Raw genomic sequence first — 17,860 nt, 5'->3', positions numbered from 1 at the left:
TGTCTACGAGTTTGACGTTTCATCTTCACCAAGGGGTTGTCGATGTCTGCGATTGAATCGGTTCTTCAGGAACGCCGCGTCTTTGCGCCTTCCGAGCAAACGGTGGCGGGCGCCACGGTGTCCGGCATGGACGCATACAAGGCGCTGTGCGCCGAAGCCGAACGCGATTACGAAGGCTTCTGGGCGCGACTCGCGCGCGAAACGCTCACATGGCAAAAGCCCTTCACGAAGGTGCTCGACGAATCGAACGCGCCGTTCTACACGTGGTTCGAGGACGGCGAACTCAATGCCTCGTACAACAGCCTCGACCGCCACGTCGAAGCGGGCAATGGCGAGCGCGTCGCGATCGTCTTCGAAGCCGACGACGGCACCGTCACGAACGTCACCTACAAGGATCTGCTCTCGCGCGTGTCGCGCTTCGCCAATGCGCTGAAGAAGCGCGGCGTGAAGAAGGGCGACCGCGTGGTCATCTACATGCCGATGTCGGTCGAAGGCGTGGTCGCCATGCAGGCCTGCGCGCGTATCGGCGCGACGCATTCGGTGGTGTTCGGCGGCTTCTCGTCGAAGTCGCTTCACGAGCGCGTGGTGGACGTGGGCGCGGTCGCGCTCATCACGGCAGACGAGCAGATGCGCGGCGGCAAGGCACTGCCGCTCAAGAACATCGCCGACGAAGCGCTCTCCATGGGCGGGTGCGAAGCGGTGCACAGCGTGTTCGTCTACCAGCGCACGGGCGGCAAGGTCGCATGGCACGAAGGCCGCGACCTCTGGATGCACGAAGTCGCCGCGGCCGAGAGCGACACCTGCGCGCCCGTGCCGGTGGGCGCGGAGCACCCGCTCTTCATCCTCTACACGTCGGGCTCGACGGGCAAGCCGAAGGGCGTGCAGCACAGCACGGGCGGCTATCTGCTGTGGGCCGCGCAGAGCATGAAGTGGACCTTCGATTACAAGCCCTCGGACGTATTCTGGTGCACGGCCGACATCGGCTGGATCACGGGCCACAGCTATATCGCCTATGGGCCGCTCACCATCGGCGCGACCCAGGTCGTGTTCGAAGGCGTGCCTACGTACCCGAACGCGGGGCGCTTCTGGGACATGATCGCGAGGCACAAGGTCACGGTGTTCTACACGGCGCCCACGGCCATCCGCTCGCTCATCAAGGCATCCGAAGCCGACGCGAAGGTGCATCCGAAGAGCTATGACCTTTCGTCGCTGCGCATTCTCGGCACGGTGGGCGAGCCGATCAATCCCGAAGCGTGGATGTGGTACTACGAAAACGTGGGCGGCAAGCGCTGCCCGATCGTCGACACGTGGTGGCAAACGGAGACGGGCGGCCACATGATCACGCCGCTGCCGGGCGCCACGCCGCTCGTGCCGGGCTCGTGCACGCTGCCGCTGCCGGGCATCATGGCCGCGATCGTCGACGAAACCGGCCAGGACGTGCCGAACGGGCAGGGCGGCATCCTGGTCGTGAAGCGCCCGTGGCCCGCGATGATCCGCAACGTCTGGGGCAACCCCGATCGTTACAAGGCGGGCTACTACCCCGAGGAACTGGGCGGCAAGCTGTACCTCGCCGGCGACGGCAGCGTGCGCGACAAGGAAACCGGCTACTTCACGATCATGGGCCGCATCGACGACGTGCTGAACGTCTCGGGCCACCGCCTCGGCACGATGGAGATCGAGTCGGCGCTGGTGGCTAACCCGCTCGTGGCCGAAGCCGCCGTGGTGGGCCGCCCCGACGACACGACCGGCGAAGCCGTGGTGGCGTTCGTGGTGCTCAAGAGTACGCGCCCGCACGGCGACGAGGCCGTGAAGCTCGCCAACGAACTGCGCGCCTGGGTCGGCAAGGAGATCGGGCCGATCGCCAAGCCCAAGGACATCCGCTTCGGCGAGAACCTGCCGAAGACGCGCTCGGGCAAGATCATGCGCCGTCTGCTGCGCTCGCTCGCGAAGGGCGAGGCGATCACGCAGGACGTTTCCACGCTCGAAAACCCGGCGATTCTCGACCAGCTCGGCGAATCGCTCTAACAGTCGAGCCTCGCGTGGCGCCTCGTCCGGCGCCGCGCGCAGCGCCGGCCAGGTCGTTCCCCCGCATTCTTACGGATTGCCGGCCATACGCGTTTTTGCTAAATAGGCGCATGGCCGCGCCACACAAAACTCCACAGAACAATCTCAATCCCTTGCCTGAGCCACCGCCGGTGACCGAGGCAATGGCGCGCGCGCATCGGCGCTACTGGCGCTTCAATCTCGCGCTGATCGCCGTGCTCATGACGATCGGCTTCATCGTTTCGTTCGTCGCGCCGCTCTTTGCGCGCACGCTCGCCAACGTGCGCTTCGCCGGCTTCAGCCTGCCGTTCTATCTCGGCGCACAGGGCGCGATCCTGATCTACGTGCTGCTCGTGGCGATCTATATCCTGCTGATGCAGCGCGCCGACCGTGTGCTGCAGGCCGCGCTCGAAGCCGACGCCGCCATCCGCGAGGCGAGCAGGGCCCAGCAACGATGAAGCTCGCGCACCGGCTCATCCGCTCTTACGCGCTCTACACCCTCGGCTTTCTCGCCTTCGTCTACGTGATGTGGCGCATCGAGGTCGCCACTGGGCCCGGCATGTGGATCGGCTACGTGTTCCTGTTCGTGCCGATCGCCGTGTACGCCGTGATCGGGCTGCTCTCGCGTACTTCCGACCTCGTCGAATACTATGTGGCGGGGCGTCGCGTGCCTTCGTTCTTCAATGGCATGGCGACGGCCGCCGACTGGCTTTCCGCCGCGTCGTTCATCGGCCTCGCGGGCTCGCTCTACGCAAGCGGCTACGACGGCCTCGCCTACATGATGGGCTGGACGGGCGGCTACTGCCTCGTCGCCTTCCTGCTCGCGCCCTATGTGCGCAAGCTCGCGCGCTACACGATTCCCGATTTCCTCGGCACGCGCTTTTCGAGCAACCTCGTGCGCGCGCTGGCCGTGCTCGCGACCATCCTGTGCTCGTTCGTGTATCTCGTCGCGCAGATCCAGGGCGTGGGGCTGATCGCCACGCGCTTCATCGGCGTGGATTTCGCCATCGGCATCTTCTGCGGGCTGGCGGGCATACTCGTCTGCTCGTTCCTTGGGGGCATGCGCGCCGTGACGTGGACGCAGGTTGCGCAGTACATCATCCTCATCGCCGCTATCCTGATTCCGGTCTCGCTGATCGCGCATCGCGACGGTTTGGGCTGGCTGCCGCAGGTCGAGTACGGCAACGTGATGCAGCGCGTGGAAGCGTTCGAGCGCGAGGTGCGCGGCGCCAGCGCGGAGGCCAACGTTCGCGACGAATACCGCAGGCGCGCGGCGCAGTGGCAAACGCGGCTCGAAACGCTGCCGCAGTCGTACCTGAAGGAGAAGACGCAGCTCGTCGAATCGCTGGCGACTCTGCGCCGCCATAACGGCCCCCTGCGCGACATCGACTCGCTCGAGCGCGAGCTGAATGCGTTCCCGCGCGACGTGGACACCGCGCGCATGGTGTGGACGCGCCAGCGCGACGACCTGCTGGAGCGCGCGGCGCCGCCGGTGCCGATGAACGAGCCGTTTCCCGCCAACGACGAAGCGCAACGGCGCAATCACCAACGCAACTTCCTCTCGCTGCTCCTGTGCCTCTCGCTCGGCACGGCGAGCCTGCCGCACATCCTCACGCGCTACAACACGACGACCTCGGTGGCCTCGGCGCGACGTTCGGTGGGCTGGACGCTGTTCTTCGTCGCGCTGTTCTACCTGACCGTGCCGGTGCTCGCGGTGCTGATCAAGTTCGAGATCCTCACGCATCTGGTGGGGCAGCGCTTTGACGATCTGCCGCATTGGGTGATGCAGTGGCGGCGCATCGAGCCGTATCTCATCAACATCGCCGACGTGAACGGCGACGGCGTGGTGCGCTGGAGTGACATCCAGATGCAGCCCGACATGGTGGTGCTCGCCGCGCCGGAAATTGCCGGGCTGCCTTACGTGATGTCGGGGCTCGTCGCGTCGGGCGCGCTCGCGGCCGCACTGTCGACCGCCGACGGGCTGCTGCTCACGATCTCGAACGTGCTCTCGCACGACGTGTACTACCACATGGTCGATCCGCAAGCGTCGAGCCAACGGCGCGTGACGATGTCGAAGATCCTGCTGCTCGGCGTCGCGCTGTTCGCCTCGTATGTGGCGTCGCTCAACGCGGGCAATATTCTCTTCCTGGTGGGGGCGGCGTTTTCGCTTGCGGCTTCGAGTCTCTTTCCGGTGCTCGTGCTGGGCGTGTTCTGGAAGCGCACGACGCGTCTCGGCGCCGTGGCCGGCATGATTGCGGGGCTGACCGTGTGTGTCTATTACATCGTGTCGACCTATCCGTTCTTCACACAGCTCACGGGATTCGTGGGCCCGCGATGGTTCGGCATCGAGCCCATCAGCTCGGGTGTGTTCGGTGTGCCCGCCGGCTTTCTCGTGGCGATAGGCGTGAGTCTGTTCGATCGTAAGCCGGATGCGTATACGGTCGCGTTGGTGGACTATATCCGGCACCCGTGAGGGCACGGACCTGATTGGCGGTGTGCGGTCGATCACATGCGGAGCGGGCGAGGCGAGAGATACTGAGACCCTCTCATTCCCGCGAACCGGTCCTCGAAGCTGTGCGCGGGAATTCGACGTCGGGCTGCGCGCCCGACGTTTTTTTCTGGTGTCAGCTGGCTGTTTTGGTCGTTGCCGACGTGCATTATTTGAAGGTTGCGTGCGCAACGAGATTCAACGGGGTCATCCGGTGTCGAGTCGTGACGCTCCCTTGTCAGGCGTTGCACCTAGGGATGCTGTCCAGCGCCCATTGAGCCCAAGAACGGCCCGAAGAACAGCAGCGCACGCAGCGGCAGCAAGACATGGCGTACCAGTGCGCCTACGAGCCGTACCAACCGGAGCGTCCAGCGCTCCGGCCACGGTTCACTCTTGAGTGCGGCGCACTGATGCGGGGCAAAGCCTGCTATGCTCGAAACGGTTGATTTAATCATTGTCTGATCGCACTATGAAAATCGCCGCACTTTCAGATATTCACGGTAATCTGGCTGCATTAGAGGCCGTCTTAAAAGACGTCCAGAGACATGGGGCCGATGTAATCGTCAATCTAGGAGATATCTTTTCCGGCGCATTATATCCATCTCAAACAGCTGATCGGCTAATGGCTCTCGGTTTCCCAACGATCAGAGGCAATCATGAAAGGCAGGTGTTGTCCGGTGATGTCTCCCGGATGAGTGCATCCGATCGCTGGGCACACATCTCGCTAAATGCCCAGCAAATGGAGTGGATGCGGAATCTACCAACTACATTGAGGATCGAAAATGATGTTCTTTTGGTTCATGGAACACCAGGGGACGATCTGACTTACTTCCTCGAAACCGTTGAGGAGAGTGGATGTCGCCCTGCGACACAAAACGAGGTAGAGGAGCGCGCTGGGGACATTGATGCCGGGTTGATTTTGTGTGGACACACACATCTTCAACGGTCAATGAAACTCATGGATGGACGATTAATCGTTAACCCCGGTAGTGTCGGATTACAGGCTTATTCTGACGATCATCCCTTTCCTCATCGCATGGAAATGGGCTCTCCTCATGCCCGCTATGCATGTATCACGAAAACCTCATCTGGTTGGGATGTTGAGTTTCATTTCGTGGAGTATGCATGGGATGACGCCGCAGCAATAGCACTTTCAAATGGGCGTCCAGATTGGGCTAACGCTCTTCGCAGCGGTTTCTGTTAATGGCGACTGACACGAACAGCGTTTAGACACGGGGGCTTCTCATCAGGCCCAAGGCGAACGTTTCAGTAACGGGCGGACAACGATCCTGACGCTAGTCTCGGATCAGGACACGATGTCCCGAGTCGCGACTGCAAACGATCCCAAAATCGGAACCCTCCCGAAATTTGGACTGGTTGACGCTAGCGGGTTGCTATAACTGTCCTGGCAGTGCAACGCGCGGGGGACGAGATGCAACGCAGTGCGATGATCGGCGTGGCCGCCGAGTCACTTCACGGTTTGGTCGGTTCTTTGGCGGGTAGAAAAGAAAAACGGGCCGAGCGGCCCGTATTCATTGGTGTCTTGGCGGAGAGAGGGGGATTCGAACCCCCGATAGGCTATTAACCTATACACGCTTTCCAGGCGTGCGACTTAAACCGCTCATCCATCTCTCCGGCGGGAGGCGAATTATAGCAGAGTCCGCGCGTGGGAGGAAAGCGGTCGCGCAGGGCTGGCACGACTTGCGCTTTCGAGAGACTGCCCGCACGCCCTAAGCGACGCAGAAATCGCCGGTTGGCTCCGCTGTCCGTACGTGTGTCCCTACCAGTGCTCGAAGCTCGAGCGCCAAAGCAAAGAGCGGCGCCGCGCCAACCCTACAAATTTCTTACAGCGCCCCACGAATGCGCGCAGCCAGCGCCTCGAGCTGCGCCATATCGGCCATCTCACGCGCGTGCGGGCGCAGTTCCTCGCCCGCACGACGCGGAATCACATGAAAGTGCACGTGCGGCACGGTCTGCCCCGCGGCGGCTCCGTTGAACTGCGCGATCAGCAGGCCCTCGGGCGCGAACACCTTGCGCACCGCGGCCGCCATTTTCTGCACGGTCGCCATGGCCGCTGCGCCGGCTTGCGGCGAGAGATCGTAAATGAGTTCGGCGCCTTCCTTCGGCAGCACGAGCAGGTGGCCTTCGGATTGCGGCATGACGTCCATGATGGCGAGCGTCGCGTCGTCCTCGTACACCTTGATGCAGGGAGCTTCGCCACGCAGGATGCGCGCGAAGATGTTGTTGTCGTCGTAGGCCATAACAGTGTCTCCGGCTTGGGTGCGCGGATTGCGCACGCATGCCGATACGTTTCAGAAGAGCTTCCGATTATGACCTGCCTGGCCGGCCCTGTGAGGGTTCCTGCACGCTTTTTGAAGCAGGTGCATCATAGAGCCTGACGCGGCGCGCGCGACGATGAATGTTCTTGATAGCAACCTCTTGCATGGCACCGGAGAAAGGCATCAAGGAGGCCAACTCCGGCCGATACGGAGCACGTATGGCAACGACTGATCTCGAAGCAGCCCATTCCGCCCGCGAAGCCACCGGTTCGGGGGCCTGGCGGTTCATCGCCCAGCTACTGGGGCGAGCGGACGTGAAGGTCAACGGCACCCGGCCCTGGGACATGCGCATCCATGACCCGCTGGTGCCCGAGCGTGTGCTCGCCTTGGCCAACCTGGGCCTCGGCGAGGCCTACATGGACGGCCAGTGGGACTGCGAGCGGCTCGACGAGTTCTTCGCACGTGTGTTGCGCGCGCATCTGGATGAACAGATCGATCCTGCGCGGCTCGTCTTCCACGCGCTCAAGGCGCGTCTCATGAATCGCCAGACCGTGCGCCGCGCATGGAAGGTGGGGCAGCAGCACTACGACATCGGCAATGACTTCTACGAGGCAATGCTCGACAAGCGCATGACCTATACATGCGGCTTCTGGTCGGGTGGGGCGAAAACGCTCGACGAGGCACAGGAGGCCAAGCTCGACCTCATCTGCCGCAAGCTGGGCCTCAAGCCCGGCATGCGCCTGCTCGACATCGGCTGCGGCTGGGGCAGTCTCATGAAGTTTGCAGCCGAACACTATGGCGTGTCGTGCGTGGGCGTGACGATCTCGAAGGAGCAGGCCGCGCTCGGCGCTCAACGCTGCAAGGACCTGCCCGTCGAATTCCGTTTGCAGGACTACCGCCTGCTCGACGAGAAGTTCGACCGCGTCGCCAGTGTGGGGATGTTCGAGCACGTTGGCCCGAAGAACTATCGCACTTTCATGGAAGTCGCGCAGCGTTGCCTCGCCGACGACGGTCTATTCGTACTGCATACCATTGGCAAGAACCGCCGCGACACGACGCCCGATCCGTGGGTCGACAAGTACATCTTCCCGAACGGCGAGCTGCCGACCATCGGCCAGATCGCGGACGCTTCGGGCGGTCTCTTCGTGACCGAAGACCTGCATAACTTCGGGGCCGACTACGACCGCACGCTCATGGCGTGGCACGCGAACTTCGAAGCCGCGTGGCCGCGCTTCAAGGAGCGGATGGGGGAGCGGTTCTACCGCATGTGGCGCTACTACCTGCTGTCGTGCGCCGGGGCGTTCCGCGCGCGCGACATCCAGTTGTGGCAATGGGTATTTTCGAAGAATGGGGTGCTGGGCGGCTATCAGCGTCCCGCCTTGGCCTGAACCGGCGTTGACTTTGCCCTGACCGGGCAGTCGCCCACAGGATGCGGCCGGGTCTCGCGAACGCGGCCGTTCCGTTTCCGGATCAGCCGCTCAGCGGATCAGTGCCGAGACCGTTGCGATGCCAAGGATCGTCATGACGACCGAGGCGCACACGTGAATGGCGATCTCGCCCGCGGCCCAGCCGAAACGCCCGTGCTGCAGATGCGAAACGACTTCGGCGGAGAAGGTGGAAAACGTGGAGAGGCCGCCCATCAAGCCCGTGATGACGAACAGGCGCCATTCGGCGGAGAGCTGCGGCATGCGCCCGAAGAACGCGACCGCGACGCCGATGACATACCCCGCAATGATGTTCGACGCGAGCGTGCCGAGCGGTAGCTCAGGGTAGAGCGCATTCAGGCGCAGGCCGAGAACCCAGCGCAACAGCGAACCCAGCGCGCCGCCGACGCCGACGGCGATGATGGACAGATACATGGTCTGATATGGTTGAGGGCGCAAGGAGAGCCGGCGCGCCAGCCGGCCAGCCCTCGTTCGTGCCGTTTTCGAGCACGGAGTGTAGCACCGGCGGGCGCGGTGCCACAGGACCCGGCGGGGCGCCCGCGCCGAGCCAGTTCTGTCCGCGCGATCGCGTCAGACGATCCCGCCATTTGCGCGCAGCACCTGGCCGTTGACCCAGCCGCCGTCCGGGCCTGCGAGGAACGACACGACGCCTGCGATGTCCTCGGGTTGCCCGAGGCGCTGCAGCGGCGGCATGTTCGCGTAGTGCTGCACCTGCTCTTCAGTCTTCCCATCGAGGAACAGCGCCGTCGCCACCGGCCCGGGCGCGACCGCGTTCACGCAGATGGAGCGTCCGCGCAGTTCGCGTGCGAACACGCGCGTGATCGTTTCCACGGCAGCCTTGCTAGCCGTATAGAGCCCATAGCCGGGCAGGTTCATCCCGAGCACCGACGTCGAGAAGTTGATCACGCGGCCGCCGTCCGCGAGCTTCGTCGCCGCTTCGCGCAGCGTGTTGAGCGTGCCGCGCACGTTGATGTCGAACGTCTCGTCGTAGAGCGCGTCGGTCGACTCTGCAATCGTCTGCGTCTTCATGATGCCGGCGTTGTTCACGAGCAGGGTGGGCTGACCCAGCATTTCGGCGGTGGTTTCGAAGAGCTGGCGCACCTCGTGAGCCTTCGCGATGTTCGCCCGCACCGCAATGGCGCGGCCGCCGGCCGACTCGATCTTCGCGACGAGCGCTTCAGCTTCTGCGCTGCGCGAGGCGTAGTTGACGACGACTGCGTAGCCGTCGCGCGCGAGACGCTCGGCGATCGCGGCGCCAATGCCGCGCGAGGCGCCCGTGACGATGGCGACGCCGTTCGAGTTCGTGGTTGCATTCATGATCGTGACCCTTCCTGTGCGTGGTGAGAATGGGGGCGATCATGAATGAAGCCGCGGCGGCGATCATTGCCTGCCGCCGGGTTTCATCATTCCATTTCGATTAACAATGGTGCGGCGCACATTCGCGGCGGCCACGGTTTGCGCGACTTCGTCATGGGCGCCGGCGCGCCGCGCGCCCTTCGGCAGTAGAATGTTCGGGTCCGCTTTTCGTGTGAGCCTGCGCATGAAAGTCGCCTTGTTCGTCCCTTGCTTCATCGACGCGTTCTACCCCGAAGTCGGTATCGCAACCCTGGAACTGCTGGAGCGATTCGGCTGCGAGGTCGACTATCCACAGGAACAGACCTGCTGCGGCCAGCCGATGGCCAACAGCGGCGCGCAGGCCGAGGCGGCTGGCGCCGAGCGCGTATACGCACGCGCGTTCGCGGGCTACGACTATATCGTCGGGCCCTCGGCGAGTTGCGTGAATCATGTGCGCGACCACTTCAACGCGATCGAGCAGACCGACGCGGTGCGCAAGGTGCGCGAGAGCACCTATGAGCTGGTCGAGTTTCTGCATGACGTTCTGGGTGCGCGCGAATTTCCGTGGGCTGAATTTCCCTGGCGCGTGGGCTTGCACAACAGCTGCAGCGCGCTGCGCCATTTGCACGAAGCTTCGGTCTCGGAAGTGGCCGGGCCGGTGTTCTCCAAGCCGCTCGCGCTGCTCGAACACGTGAGGGGCATCGAATTCGTGAGGCCGGCGCGCCCCGACGAATGCTGCGGGTTCGGCGGTACGTTCGCCGTGACTGAAGAGGCCGTGTCGGTGCGCATGGGCCAGGACAAGGTGGTCGATCACGTGAGCGCGGGCGCGCAGTACATCGTGTCCGCCGACATGTCCTGTCTCATGCACCAGCAGGGCTGTGCCGAGCGCATGAGCGCGGACATCCGCTTCATCCATATTGCGCAGGTGCTCAACGGAGCACGCGAATGAAGCGCGTCGAACATGCGAAGCTCGCCGGCGCGTTTCTCTCGCGGCCCGAGCACGTGGCTTTCCACGACAAGCGCCTGTGGGACTTGCGCTCGAAGCGCGACGTGCAGGCCCATGCCATTCCCGAATGGGAAACGCTGCGCACGCTTGCGTCGCAAATCAAGGCGCATACGCTCTCGCATCTCGCGGACTACCTCGACCAGTTCACGCGCACGGCCGAAGCCAACGGCGTGCAGGTGCATTTCGCCGATACGGCTGAAGAGCACAATCACACCGTCTATCGCATCCTGAGCGAGCGGGGCATGACGGCGCTCGTAAAGAGCAAGTCGATGCTCACCGACGAGTGCGAAATGCGCGCTTATCTGGAATCGCGCGGCATCTCGGTGATGGAGACCGACCTCGGCGAACGCATTCAGCAACTCGACAAGCAGCCGCCCAGCCATATCGTCGTGCCCGCCGTGCACAAGCTGCGCGACGACGTGGCCGAAGTGTTCGGCCGCACGATCGGCACCGACCCGCACAACAGCGATATTCACTATCTGGCCGAGAGCCAGCGCATGAACACGCGGCCGTGGTTCGTGCGCGAAAAGACGGCGGGCATGACGGGCTGCAATTTCGCCGTTGCCGAAACCGGCACGGTGGTGGTGTGCACCAACGAAGGCAACGCGGACCTCTCGGCGAACGTGCCGCCGCTGCACATCGTCTCGATGGGCATCGAGAAGCTGATTCCGCGCCTCTCCGATCTGGGCGTGTTCGTGCGCATGCTCTCGCGCAGCGCGCTCGGCTCGCCCATCACGCAATACACTTCGCATTTTCGCGCGCCGCGGCCGGGGGCCGAAATGCACTTCGTGCTCGTGGACAATGGCCGCACCGAGCGGCTAGCCATGCCCGAGTTCTGGCATTCGCTCAAGTGCATCCGCTGCGGCGCATGCATGAATACCTGCCCCGTATATCGCCGCAGCGGCGGCCTCTCCTACGGCAGCACCTATGCGGGGCCGATCGGCGCGATCATCAATCCGACCTTCGACCTCAAGCGCTTCAGCGCGTTGCCGTTCGCCTCGACGCTCAATGGCAGCTGTACCAACGTCTGCCCCGTGAAGATCAATATCCACGAGCAGATCTACCAGTGGCGGCAGGTCATCGCCGCGCAGCACGAACTGCCGTTCGTGAAGCAGGAGGTGCTCAAGATGGCTGGCCGATTGCTTGGGAGTCCGACGCTTTATCGAGGCGCCGTGGCATCGCTCGAGGGCGCGTTGCGTCGCTTGCCCAACTTCATGCTCTACAACCCGCTCAATATCTGGGGCAAGCAGCGCGACCTGCCGCACGTGCCCCACACGACGTTCCATGCGTGGTACCGGAAAAATCGTACGGGAGGCGGCGATGGCGGATCGTGAGGCGTTTCTCGCGCGCGTGCGCGCCGCTCAACCTGCGCACGAACCGCTGCCCGATGTGCCCATGTTCGAGGCGCCCGCCGGGGATCTGCGCGAGCGTTTCAGCGCCGCGCTCAAGCTGATGGGCGGAGGGGAGCTGGAGGCGCGAAACCCGGAGGACGTGCGCGCGCTGATCCTGCGCCGCTTCGGCGACGAGGCCCGCATCGCCTCCGCCACGCCCGAGGTGGAGGGCACGCGCGAGATCGACGCTGCCACGAGCCCGGCATCGCTCGAAGACGTCGACGTGGGCGTGGTGCGCGCGCGCTTCGGCGTGGCGGAGACCGGCTCGCTATGGCTGAGCGAGCGCGAGTACGTGGTCAACGCGCTCGGTTATCTCGTGCAGCATCTGGTGGTGCTGCTCGATCCGGCGCAACTGGTGGCCGGGCTGCAGGACGCGTACCGGCGCGACGACTTTCGCGCCGCGCGCTACGCGGCGCTCGTGACGGGGCCGTCGGCGACGGCCGATATCGAAGGCGTGCTGATCCAGGGCGCGCAAGGGGTGAGGTCGTTGACTGTCGTATGGCTGCCCGTGCCGTGACGGTGGGGATTGCGTTGCGCTAGACTCCCGCGAGGTCAGGAGGACAGCAAAGGAGATTCGCCATGCTGCGCAAGACGCTCAATGCTTCGCGCCTGCAGGAAGAAGTGCACCGTCGCATTCACCGGCTGCAGGAGGTGATCGACGATGGCGTGAAGATCGGCGTGCCGCGCCCGCAGTTGCAGGCCCCCGATCGCAGCGGCTGCAACTGGACGATGCAGCACTTCCACAACGCGGCGGGTTTCGAGGCGAGCGTCGCGCGTGTGCTGGACCAGGTGCGCACGGAATACAACCTCTCGCAGGCGCCGGATGAAGCCGCGGAGGAGGCGGCTGCCAAGGCGGCGGATATGCGCGACCCGTTCGGCGGAACGAAGCGTGCCGCGGCGGAGAATCCGTTCGGCGGTTCGAAGCCCGCCGCGGCGGCGAACCCGTTCGGCGACGCACGGGCGCCGGGCAAGCAGGATCCCTTCGGAGCGGCGAAACCCGTGAGCGATGAGCCGTCGCCCGGGAAGGACAAGCGCGAGCCGAACCCGTTCGGCGATTGATCGACGCTGTTGCGCGCCGCCCGTCACCAACGGCGCGCATGGCGCGATATTCAGCTTTGTTCTGAAGCGCCCTTGCTGCGCGAGCGGCGCGCACGCGCTGGCGCTTTCTTTGCTGCGGTTTCTGCCGGCGGGACGCCGGCGCTTGCCGGTTCGTCCGTTGCGCCGGGGGGCGAGGCGCTCGCACTCGGGGCCGCCGTCTTCGTTGTTTTCTTGCGCGCGGGGCTCTTGCGCGTAGCCGTCTTGCGCGCGCGTGCGGGGGCGGGCTCGACGGTTTGCGCACCGTGCGCCGGCTCGGCCGTGACATGCGCGCCATGCGGCGAGGCAGTCTCGCGCGCTTCGACCGGCTCGAAGGTGAAAATCGGCGGCGCTTCGTGCACCTGCGTTGCGGGCGCGAGCGATTCGACGGGCTCGAACGGAACCTCGGCCGGTGTCTCAGGCGCCTCCACCGTGGCCTCGCGCGTGTCCGCTGCCGCGCCGCCGCGTCCGTTGCGGCGCCCCTTGCGCCTGCCGCGCGAGTCTTCCGCGCGAGCGGGCGTACCTTCCGTCGCCGGCACGCTGGCAGCCGCAGCCGCAGCCGCGAGCGGGGGCGGATTCAGCCGCGACACCCAGGTACCCGACTTGTCGTCGCGCCCGACTTCGAGCAGCCCGCGCGACTGCGCCTCTTCGAGCAGATTCCCGAACGCGCGAAAGCCATAGCGCGTTTCGTTGAAGTCGGGTCGGCGGCGTTTGATGGCGCTCTTGAGCACCGACGCCCAGATCTTCCCGCTTTCGCCGCGCTCGAGCACGAGTGCGTCGAGCGTCTCGATCGCGAACGAGACGGCCTTCGACTTGCGCTCCTCGCTGTCCTGCTTCGGCTGACGTTCTTCGCTTTCCTGGCGCTTCGCGCCGCCGTCAGCTTTATGCTTGCCCCTGCCGTGTGCCGGCTGGTCGCGCACCAGGTCGTCGTAGAAGATGAATTCGTCGCAGTTGGCGACGAGCAGGTCCGAGGTGGAATGCTTCACGCCCACGCCGATCACCTTCTTGGCGTTCTCGCGCAACTTGGAGACTAGCGGCGAAAAGTCGGAATCGCCGCTCACGATCACGAAGGTGTCCACGTGCGATTTCGTGTAGCAAAGATCGAGCGCGTCGACGACGAGGCGAATGTCGGCCGAATTCTTGCCGGACTGGCGCACGTGCGGAATCTCGATGAGCTCGAAGCTCGCTTCGTGCATCGCGGCCTTGAAGCCCTTATAGCGGTCCCAGTCGCAGTAGGCCTTCTTCACGACGATGCTGCCCTTGAGCAACAGCCGCTCCAGCACGGGTTTGATATCGAAGCGATCGATCTTCGCGTCGCGCACGCCGAGCGCGACGTTTTCGAAGTCGCAAAACACCGCCATGCTGACGTTTTCCTGTGGGGAAGCCATGTGATTGAGTCGTTCCATCTGCCAATTGAATTCACATGATAGCCGGTTGCACGCGGATCGAAGCGCTAGTTCCCAGGCGGACTGTAGCCCAGCAGGGCGCTCGCGGCCTCGGCCTCCTGGCGCACTGCGCGTCCGACCGGGCCCTCGGGCGTGGCGTCGAACCCGCCCGTTGCGCCGAGCGCGGTGAGCACGCCGCAAAGCTTGCCGGTGTGATCGAAGAGCGGCGCCGATACGGCGCTGATGCCCTTGAGGTTCGTATCGCGTACGCTCGCGCAGCGGGCAGCCTGCACATCGCGGCGCAGCGTACCGATCGGATCGCTCGCATTGAGTTGCATGCGCAACGAAGCGTCGGCGTGGGCGAGTTCCTCTTCGGCTTGCGCGAGCACGCGCGTGTCGTCGAGCAGGCCGAGAAACACGCGGCCCGTGGACGACCAGAGCAAGGACATCACGGAACCCACCCGAACGTTGACGGTCACGGGCAACCCGGGCTCCTCGAAGCGGATGATCGTCGGCCCCTTGTTGCCCATCACCGCGACGAACGACGTGACCTCGAGCGACTCGCGCAAGCGCATGAGCGCGGGCTCCGCCATGCGCACGGGGTCGGCCTGGCGCATGGCGGCCACGCCGATCATCATCGCCTCGGCGCCAAGCAGATACTGCTGCGTGACTGCGTCCTGGGCGACCAGGCCTTCCTCGATCAGGCTCGCGAGATAGCGATGCACCTTCGCAGGGCTTTCGCCGACACACGCGGCGAGGCCCGACAGACTCGCGCGTCCGCCAAGGCGCGCGAGACCCTTGAGCACGGCCATGCCCGTTTGCGCAGACTGCACGCGCTGGCGCCGCGCGGTCGCGTCTCGCGGCGCGGTCTTTGCTGCCGTCGTGGTCTTCGTGGTTCTGGTCGCCGATGGGGTCATGGTTGGCTATGAGTTCGTTGGTTTCTCGCGGCATTGTCGGGCGCGCAGGCGCCGCGCGGTGCTCGCTGCCGTTGAAGGTTAACCCCTATCTTTTGGTTACGCAATGCGTACTAGAGTTACGCAAAACGTAACGCGTCCAGATTGCAGGAGGTCCCATGAGCGAGACACCTTCACAGCCGCAGCGGGGCAACTGCCCGTTTCCACATGGAGCGCAAGCCGGGCCGCGCTGTCCGGTCAGCGCCAACGCCGCTGCATTCGACCCCTTCAGCGACGGTTATCAGCAGGACCCGCCCGAGTATGTGCGCTGGGCGCGCGAGCAGGAGCCCGTGTTTTACAGCCCGCAACTCGGCTACTGGGTAGTCACGCGCTATGCCGACATCAAGGCGATCTTTCGCGACAACCTCACGTTCTCCCCGTCGATCGCACTCGAAAAGATCACGCCGACCGGTCCCGAAGCGAACGCGGTGCTGCAGTCGTATGGCTACGCCATGAACCGTACGCTCGTGAACGAGGACGAGCCCGCCCACATGCCGCGCCGCCGCGTGCTCATGGAGCCGTTCACGCCCGAGCATCTGAGGCACCACGAACCCATGGTGCGGCGCCTCACGCGCGAGTACGTGGACCGCTTCATCGATGAAGGCCGCGCCGATCTCGTCGACCAGATGCTGTGGGAAGTGCCGCTCACCGTGGCGCTGCATTTTCTGGGCGTACCCGAGGAGGACATGGACCTGCTGCGCAAGTATTCGATCGCGCACACCGTCAACACGTGGGGGCGGCCGCGTCCCGAAGAGCAGGTCGAGGTCGCGCACGCGGTCGGCAACTTCTGGCAGTTCGCGGGCAAGGTGCTCGAAAAAATGCGCCAGAACCCCGATGGGCCGGGCTGGATGCAGTACGGCATCCGCAAGCAGAAAGACCATCCGGAAGTCGTCACGGACTCCTATCTGCATTCGATGATGATGGCCGGCATCGTGGCTGCGCACGAGACCACGGCAAACGCCACGGCCAACGCGATGAAGCTGCTGTTGCAGCACCCGCATGCCTGGCGTGAGATCTGCGAAGACCCGAGCCTCATCCCGAACGCGGTGGAAGAATGCCTGCGCCACAACGGCTCCGTGGCCGCCTGGCGGCGCCTCGCCACGAAGGACGTGCAGCTTGGCGGCGTCGACATTCCGGCTGGTTCGAAGCTGCTCATCGTGACTTCATCGGCGAATCACGACGAGCGCCATTTCGCAGACGCCGACTTGTTCGACATCCGCCGCGACAATGCGAGCGACCACGTCACGTTCGGCTACGGCGCGCACCAGTGCATGGGCAAGAATCTCGCGCGCATGGAGATGCAGATCTTCCTCGAAGCGTTCACGCGCCGCCTGCCGCACATGCGTCTCGCCGAGCAGTCGTTCACCTACGTGCCCAATACATCGTTCCGGGGTCCTGAGCATCTCATCGTGGAGTGGGACCCGGCGCAAAACCCGGAGCGCACGAATCCTTCATTGCGGGATCTGCATGTGCCGGTGCGCATCGGCGAGCCTTCCGCGCACGCGCTTTCGCGGCCCGTCGTGGTCGAGCGCGTGGATGCCGCGGCCGATCGCATCGTGCGCTTGCGTCTCGTCGCGCCGGATGGCGGCGCGCTGCCGCGCTGGGCACCGGGCGCGCATATCGACGCGGAATGCGGCGACACCGGCATCTCGCGCCAGTATTCGCTGTGCGGAAACCCGGCCGACACCGGCGCGTTCGAGATCGCCGTGCTGCGCGAAACGCCAGGCCGCGGCGGATCGGCGTGGGTGCACGACACGCTGCGCGCGGGCATGCGCGTGAAGATCCGCGGCCCGCGCAATCACTTCCGCCTCGACGAGGAAGGGCGCCGCGCCATCTTCGTTGCGGGCGGCATCGGCATTACGCCGGTGAGCGCCATGGCGCGCCGTGCGCGCGAGCTTGGCATCGACTACGAACTCCATTACAGCGGGCGTTCGCGCAAGACGATGGCGTTCGTCGACGAACTCGCGCAACTGCACGGCGATCGCCTGCATCTGCACGTATCCGACGAAGGTGCGCGCAACGACTTTGCCGCGCTGCGCGTGGACGAGCACACGCGCGTCTATGCCTGCGGTCCCGCGCGCATGCTCGAAGCCCTCGAAGCCTGCAGCGAAGCATGGCCCGAGGACTCACTGCGCGTGGAGCATTTCGCCGCGAGCGGCGGCAAGCTCGACCCGTCACAGGAGCGGGCGTTCCAGGTCGAGCTGAAGGACTCCGGGCTCGTGCTTGACGTGGCCGCCGACCAGACCGTGCTCGACGCGCTGCGGCGCGCCAACATCGATGTGCAAAGCGACTGCGAGGAAGGCCTGTGCGGCTCGTGCGAGGTGCGCGTGCTCGCGGGCGAGATCGAGCATCGCGACGTCGTGCTCACGCGGGCCGAGCGCGAGACGCAAACGCGCATGATGACGTGCTGCTCGCGGGCGAAGAGCGGGCGATTGATACTCGAACTCTAGCCTCGGCACGG

The 17,860-nt window shown here is 64.8% G+C and carries 15 protein-coding genes, 1 tRNA gene and 1 pseudogene; 10 read left to right on the top strand and 7 right to left on the bottom strand.

Annotated features, from left to right (window positions below; genetic code table 11):
- The first annotated feature begins 42 nt into the window (after positions 1-42).
- The 4 genes from acs (at position 43) to BMI01S_RS39210 (ending at position 5,735) form a co-directional block, all read left to right on the top strand.
- Positions 43-2,025: an acetate--CoA ligase gene (gene acs, locus BMI01S_RS22045; RefSeq protein WP_028213591.1), complete on the top strand. Its 1,983-nt coding sequence runs from the start codon at positions 43-45 to the stop codon at positions 2,023-2,025.
- 110 nt (positions 2,026-2,135) lie between these two features.
- Positions 2,136-2,501 (top strand): DUF4212 domain-containing protein, encoded by a 366-nt coding sequence (locus BMI01S_RS22040; RefSeq protein WP_081716134.1) that lies wholly within the window; start codon positions 2,136-2,138, stop codon positions 2,499-2,501.
- Entirely contained in the window at positions 2,498-4,516 is a 2,019-nt protein-coding gene (locus BMI01S_RS22035; RefSeq protein WP_028213593.1) for a sodium:solute symporter family protein, read from the top strand. The genes BMI01S_RS22040 and BMI01S_RS22035 overlap by 4 nt, the downstream gene beginning before the upstream one ends.
- A 484-nt stretch (positions 4,517-5,000) precedes the next feature.
- A complete protein-coding gene (locus BMI01S_RS39210) occupies positions 5,001-5,735 on the top strand; it encodes a metallophosphoesterase family protein (RefSeq protein ID WP_081716135.1) in 735 nt (244 codons plus the stop codon).
- Between the two features lie 340 nt (positions 5,736-6,075).
- On the opposite strand, the gene BMI01S_RS22030 is transcribed toward BMI01S_RS39210, so the two are convergent.
- Both BMI01S_RS22030 and BMI01S_RS22025 read right to left on the bottom strand, forming a co-directional pair.
- Positions 6,076-6,166, bottom strand: a tRNA-Ser gene (locus BMI01S_RS22030).
- Positions 6,167-6,375: 209 nt separating this feature from the next.
- Entirely contained in the window at positions 6,376-6,792 is a 417-nt protein-coding gene (locus BMI01S_RS22025) for an HIT family protein (RefSeq protein WP_028213594.1), read from the bottom strand.
- A 236-nt stretch (positions 6,793-7,028) separates the two neighbouring features.
- On the opposite strand from BMI01S_RS22025, the gene cfa reads away from it, so the two are divergent.
- Positions 7,029-8,198: a cyclopropane fatty acyl phospholipid synthase gene (cfa, locus tag BMI01S_RS22020; RefSeq protein ID WP_028213595.1), complete on the top strand. Its 1,170-nt coding sequence runs from the start codon at positions 7,029-7,031 to the stop codon at positions 8,196-8,198.
- Between the two features lie 90 nt (positions 8,199-8,288).
- Here cfa and crcB read toward each other — a convergent pair whose 3' ends face one another.
- From crcB to BMI01S_RS40965, 3 genes are all read right to left on the bottom strand, one after another.
- Entirely contained in the window at positions 8,289-8,669 is a 381-nt protein-coding gene (crcB, locus tag BMI01S_RS22015; RefSeq protein WP_028213596.1) for a fluoride efflux transporter CrcB, read from the bottom strand.
- A gap of 156 nt (positions 8,670-8,825) precedes the next feature.
- Positions 8,826-9,572, bottom strand: a complete 747-nt coding sequence (locus BMI01S_RS22010) for an SDR family oxidoreductase (protein WP_028231706.1) — start codon at positions 9,570-9,572, stop codon at positions 8,826-8,828.
- A 63-nt stretch (positions 9,573-9,635) separates the two neighbouring features.
- The gene (locus BMI01S_RS40965) at positions 9,636-9,797 is read right to left on the bottom strand and encodes a hypothetical protein (RefSeq protein WP_154671326.1); all 162 of its coding nucleotides are present in this window, start codon (positions 9,795-9,797) and stop codon (positions 9,636-9,638) included.
- Here BMI01S_RS40965 and BMI01S_RS22005 point away from each other — a divergent pair.
- The 4 genes and pseudogenes from BMI01S_RS22005 to BMI01S_RS21990 form a co-directional block, all read left to right on the top strand.
- Entirely contained in the window at positions 9,796-10,539 is a 744-nt protein-coding gene (locus BMI01S_RS22005) for a (Fe-S)-binding protein (RefSeq protein ID WP_028231707.1), read from the top strand. The genes BMI01S_RS40965 and BMI01S_RS22005 overlap by 2 nt on opposite strands.
- On the top strand, positions 10,536-11,930 hold the full coding sequence (locus tag BMI01S_RS22000; protein ID WP_028213599.1) for a lactate utilization protein B: 1,395 nt from the start codon (positions 10,536-10,538) through the stop codon (positions 11,928-11,930). Before BMI01S_RS22005 ends, BMI01S_RS22000 begins: the two co-directional genes overlap by 4 nt.
- On the top strand, positions 11,917-12,504 hold the full coding sequence (locus BMI01S_RS21995) for a LutC/YkgG family protein (protein ID WP_028231708.1): 588 nt from the start codon (positions 11,917-11,919) through the stop codon (positions 12,502-12,504). The genes BMI01S_RS22000 and BMI01S_RS21995 overlap by 14 nt, the downstream gene beginning before the upstream one ends.
- A 62-nt stretch (positions 12,505-12,566) precedes the next feature.
- A pseudogene (locus BMI01S_RS21990) lies at positions 12,567-12,800 on the top strand (hypothetical protein); the annotation flags it as partial.
- Between the two features lie 296 nt (positions 12,801-13,096).
- Here BMI01S_RS21990 and BMI01S_RS21985 read toward each other — a convergent pair.
- Both BMI01S_RS21985 and BMI01S_RS21980 read right to left on the bottom strand, forming a co-directional pair.
- Positions 13,097-14,449, bottom strand: a complete 1,353-nt coding sequence (locus BMI01S_RS21985) for an NYN domain-containing protein (protein WP_081723482.1) — start codon at positions 14,447-14,449, stop codon at positions 13,097-13,099.
- 65 nt (positions 14,450-14,514) lie between these two features.
- Positions 14,515-15,363 carry an IclR family transcriptional regulator gene (locus BMI01S_RS21980; protein WP_081723483.1) on the bottom strand — a complete coding sequence of 283 codons (849 nt, stop codon included), beginning with the start codon at positions 15,361-15,363 and terminating at the stop codon, positions 14,515-14,517.
- Between the two features lie 155 nt (positions 15,364-15,518).
- Between BMI01S_RS21980 and BMI01S_RS21975 the strand changes: the two genes are divergently transcribed.
- Positions 15,519-17,849, top strand: coding sequence for a cytochrome P450/oxidoreductase (locus tag BMI01S_RS21975; protein WP_028231711.1), 2,331 nt, complete (start codon positions 15,519-15,521; stop codon positions 17,847-17,849).
- The last annotated feature ends 11 nt before the right edge of the window (positions 17,850-17,860 follow it).

This window comes from Paraburkholderia mimosarum LMG 23256 = NBRC 106338, assembly GCF_000739815.1.
In the GTDB taxonomy this organism is placed as follows: Bacteria; Pseudomonadota; Gammaproteobacteria; order Burkholderiales; family Burkholderiaceae; genus Paraburkholderia; species Paraburkholderia mimosarum.
The sequence above is the reverse complement of the archived record's forward strand: the minus strand, read 5'-3'. Positions and strand labels throughout refer to the sequence as shown.